Annotated in this window: 3 protein-coding genes and 1 pseudogene; 1 reads left to right on the forward strand and 3 read right to left on the reverse strand. The window is 68.5% G+C overall.

Translation table 11 applies throughout. From position 1 onward, the window contains the following. Together AB0J09_RS57820 and AB0J09_RS57825 are read right to left on the reverse strand one after the other, a co-directional pair. The coding region (locus tag AB0J09_RS57820) for an LUD domain-containing protein (protein WP_360711557.1) at positions 1 to 952 on the reverse strand (952 nt) is incomplete at its 3' end. A gap of 14 nt (positions 953 to 966) precedes the next feature. Then, on the reverse strand, positions 967 to 1,740 hold the full coding sequence (locus AB0J09_RS57825) for a (Fe-S)-binding protein (protein ID WP_360711550.1): 774 nt from the start codon (positions 1,738 to 1,740) through the stop codon (positions 967 to 969). A 290-nt stretch (positions 1,741 to 2,030) separates the two neighbouring features. Here AB0J09_RS57825 and AB0J09_RS57830 point away from each other — a divergent pair, with 290 nt between their 5' ends. Further along, complete coding sequence (locus AB0J09_RS57830) at positions 2,031 to 3,773, forward strand: pyruvate dehydrogenase (protein ID WP_360711553.1); 1,743 nt, start codon at positions 2,031 to 2,033, stop codon at positions 3,771 to 3,773. Between the two features lie 73 nt (positions 3,774 to 3,846). Here the strand turns inward: AB0J09_RS57830 and AB0J09_RS57835 are convergent. Further along, positions 3,847 to 4,242: pseudogene (locus AB0J09_RS57835) on the reverse strand (hypothetical protein); the annotation flags it as partial.

Below are 4,242 nucleotides of genomic sequence, written 5' to 3' on the forward strand. Positions count from 1 at the left end.
GGCAGGCGGCGCAGCGGATGCAGCGCAGCGCCTGCCGCCCGAGCTCGTCGCGGAGGACGTCGGTGCGGCCGTTGTCGAGCAGCACGATGTGTACGTCTTGTGGTCCGTCGCCGGGAGTGACACCGGTCCAGACCGAGCTGTAGGGGTTCATCCGCTCGCCCGTCGCCGACGGCGCCAGGAGCTGGAGGAACACCTCCAGATCTCGCCAGGTCGGCACGATCTTCTCGATCCCCACCACCGAGATCAGGGTGCCCGGCAGCGTGATGCACATCCGGCCGTTGCCCTCGGACTCGGCGATCAACAGCCCGCCGGTCTCGGCGACGGCGAAGTTGGCGCCGCTGATCGCGACCTTGGAGTCGAGGAACATCCGGCGCAGATGCGCGCGGGCAGCGCTCGCCAGCTCGTGCGGGTCGTCGGACAGATCGGCCGGCGCGTCGGGCAGGTGCTGGAGGAAGATCTCGCGGATCTCCGCGCGGTTGAGGTGGATCGCCGGCACGACGATGTGGCTCGGCTTGTCGTGCGCGAGCTGGATGATCAGCTCGGCGAGGTCGGTCTCGTACGCGGTGATGCCCTGCCGCGCGAGCGCGGGCACCAGCTCGATCTCCTCCGTCGCCATCGACTTGACCTTGACGACCTCCCTGTGACCGGTCGCGGCGACGAGCGAGGCGACGATGGCGTTCGCCTCCCGCGCGTCGCGTGCCCAGTGCACGTGGGCGCCGCGTTGGGTGGCGGCGGTCTCGAACTGCTCGAGATAGCGGTCCAGATGGGCGAGGACCTCGTCCTTGATGGCGGCCCCTGCCGAGCGAAGCTGCTGCCAGTCCGGTATGTCCGCCACCACCTCGGCGCGCCGCTGTCTGATCGTGGCTGTCGCGTGCCGGATGTTGTGCCGCAGCTGCGCGTCGTTCACCTCGCGTGCGGCGTTGGCGGGGAAGGGCGGATCGTCGAGCCAGATGACCCCTTGAGCGCTCACCGGAGCACCGCCGCTCTCGGGGCTCGCTTGCTCGCCCGATGACCGCTTTCGGTGCTCGCCAGGATTTCTGCGAGGTGCAGTGTGCGTACGCCGGCGCGCACGCGCTCCAAACCGCCGCCGATGTGCATCAAGCAGGAGCGATCACCGGCGCACAGCACCTCGGTGCCGGTCTCGATCACTTCCTCCATCTTGTCGGCGAGCATCGCCGCCGACACATCGGGGTTCTTCATCGCGAACGTGCCGCCGAAACCGCAGCACTGATCCCAGTGGGGGAGTTCGGCCAGCTCGATGCCGCGAACGTTGCGCAGGAGCCGTAGCGGCCGGTCGCCCACGCGGGCGATCCGCAGCGAATGGCAGGTCGGGTGATAGGCCACCCGGTGCGGGAAGTACGCGCCCACATCCTCGACGCCGAGCACGTCGATCAGGAACTCCGACAGCTCGTACGTTCTGGCGGCCACGGCCTCAGCCTGCGCGGCGAGCCGCTCATCACCTGCCGCGCGCGCGATCTGGGCGTGCTGGTGGCGGATGCTGCCCGTGCATGACCCGGAGGGAACGACCACCGCGTCGTAGCCGGCGAACACCCTCACGTACCGGCGGACCAGATCGGTGGCGAAATATCCGCTGTTCGTATGCATCTGGCCGCAGCACGTCTGCTCAAGAGGAAAGTCGACCGGCTGGCCGAGCCGCTCCAGAAGACGTACGGTGGCTCGGCCCACGTCCGGAAACAGCCCATCGACGAGACAGGTCGTGAACAACGCGACACGCGGCATCGGACGATTGCCGCCACCTCGATGTGGTTCCGGCGAGATTCCCGCCCCCGAATCGGACATGATGTGGACGCTACCCGAGGCTCACCGGGAATATTCGCCGCGGCGGTTGATTACGCGAAATTTGCCGAAAAGTGCGCTCTTTATACCTCCGACCTGCACCGACTGCCTGCAACGGCGTTTCACATGTCGTCATTTGGAAAGCCCATTGCGGACCGTGAAGCGCCAGGGGGAACGGTATTGGGGGAGGGGTCTCGACGGGCTGGAGCATTGCTCGACAGGGAGTTTGCAAAATGGCGAGGCAAAGCGTTGCGGAGCAGTTTGTCGATATTCTCTCCCGGGCCGGAGTCAAGCGAATATACGGCGTGGTCGGCGACAGCCTCAATCCCGTCACCGACGCCGTACGCCGGAGTGCCGAGATCGAGTGGGTCCAAGTACGGCACGAGGAGACCGGGGCGTTCGCGGCGGGGGCGGAAGCACAGATCACCGGACGTCTGTGCGCCTGCGCGGGCAGCTGCGGCCCGGGCCATCTGCATCTGATCAACGGCCTGTACGACGCGCACCGGAGCATGGCGCCGGTGCTGGCGTTGGCCGCCCACATCCCCAGCGCCGAGATCGGCACCTCCTACTTCCAGGAGACCCACCCGGACCGGTTGTTCGCCGAATGCAGCCACTACTCGGAGCTGATCTCGCATCCGGATCAGATGCCGCGGATCCTGCAGACCGCCATCCAGCACGCCATCGGCCGCTCGGGCGTCGCCGTCGTGAGCATGTCGGGAGACGTCGCCGGGCAGGACGTGCCGCAGCCGGCGGCCGAATTGGCGCTGCCCACGCGGCGGCCGGTCGTACGCCCCGGGGAGGCCGAGATCGCCGCGCTGGCCCGGATGGTCGACCAGGCGGACGCGATCACGCTGTTCTGCGGTAGCGGGACCGCCGGAGCTCACGACGAGGTCATGGCCTTCGCCCAGCGGGTCAAGGCTCCGGTCGGGCACGCGCTGCGGGGCAAGGAATGGATCCAGTACGACAACCCGTTCGACGTCGGCATGTCCGGACTGCTCGGCTACGGCGCCGCCTACGACGCGATGCACGAGGCCGGCCTGCTCATCCTGCTGGGAACCGACTTCCCCTACACGGCGTTCCTGCCCGACGACGTGCGCATCGTCCAGGTCGACATCCGGCCCGAGCACCTGGGCCGCCGCTCCAAGGTCGACCTGGCGCTCTGGGGCGACGTCCGCGAGACCCTCCTCGCGCTGACGCCGCAGGTGCGGGAGAAGACCGACCGCCGGTTCCTGGACCGGATGCTGGCCAAGCACGCCGAGGCATTGGAGGGCGTCGTCGCAGCGTACACCCGCGACGTGGAACGGCACCGGCCGATCCACCCCGAGTACGTCGCCGCCATCCTGGACGACGAGGCCGCCGACGACGCGATCTTCACCGTCGACACCGGCATGTGCACCGTCTGGGCGGCCCGCTACCTGTCACCGAACGGCCGGCGCCGCCTGATCGGGTCGTTCACCCACGGTTCGATGGCCAACGCCATGCCGCAGGCCATCGGCGCGCAGCTGGCCGACCGTTCCCGGCAGGTGGTCTCCCTGTCGGGAGACGGCGGATTCTCCATGCTGATGGGCGATCTCCTCACGCTGATCCACTACGACCTGCCGGTCAAGATCGTGCTGTTCGACAACTCCTCGCTCGGCATGGTCGATCTGGAGATGTTGGTCGGCGGCTTCCCGCCGTACGGCACGTCCTATCCCCACACCGACTACGCGGCGATCGCCCGCGCGGCCGGCGCCCACAGCGTACGGGTCGAAGATCCTCACGATGTACGCGACGCGATACGCGAGACGCTGAATCACGACGGCCCCGCTCTCCTGGACGTCGTCACCGATCCCAACGCCCTCGCCATCCCGCCGCGCGTCACCGGCCGGCAACTGGCCGGCTTCGCCACGACCACCAGCAAGCTCGTCCTCACCGGCGGCGTCGGCCGCATGGTCCAACTCGCCCGGTCGAACCTGCGCAACATCCCGCGCCCATAAGAAAGAGACCGCCGCCGCCGCTCACGGGCAAACGCCGTGCTCCTTCCGGTGACCGTGGCCGGCGCTGGAGCATTCACCGCGTCGGCGTCCCGTGCTCGCCCAGTGTCCCGGCGAAGCGATCCACCTGCGCCACATCCGCCGACCAGCAGTAGAACATGACCTCGTCGGCTCCCAAATCGCTCATCTGGGCGAGCGTGTCATGGATCTGGGCGGGTGTGGTGAGCATGCTTGCCACCGCCCCCTCCGCGAATCCCGCCGGCAGGTTCATGTAGTCAGGGCCCCCGTAATAGGCATGCAGCGACTCGCGTGCCTGCTCGATCAGGTGGTCCGGCCCCAGGACGGCGTTGAACTGCGCGACCAGCCGGGGACGGCCGGGGCGGCCCTCGGCCTGCCATGCCTGCTCGGCGTCCTGGAATTGGCCGGCGGCATCGGCGAGGTGGGCCGCGCACAGCAGGCCGTCGCCGAAGCG

Source organism: Nonomuraea sp. NPDC049784 (genome assembly GCF_040659615.1).
GTDB lineage: Bacteria > Actinomycetota > Actinomycetes > Streptosporangiales > Streptosporangiaceae > Nonomuraea.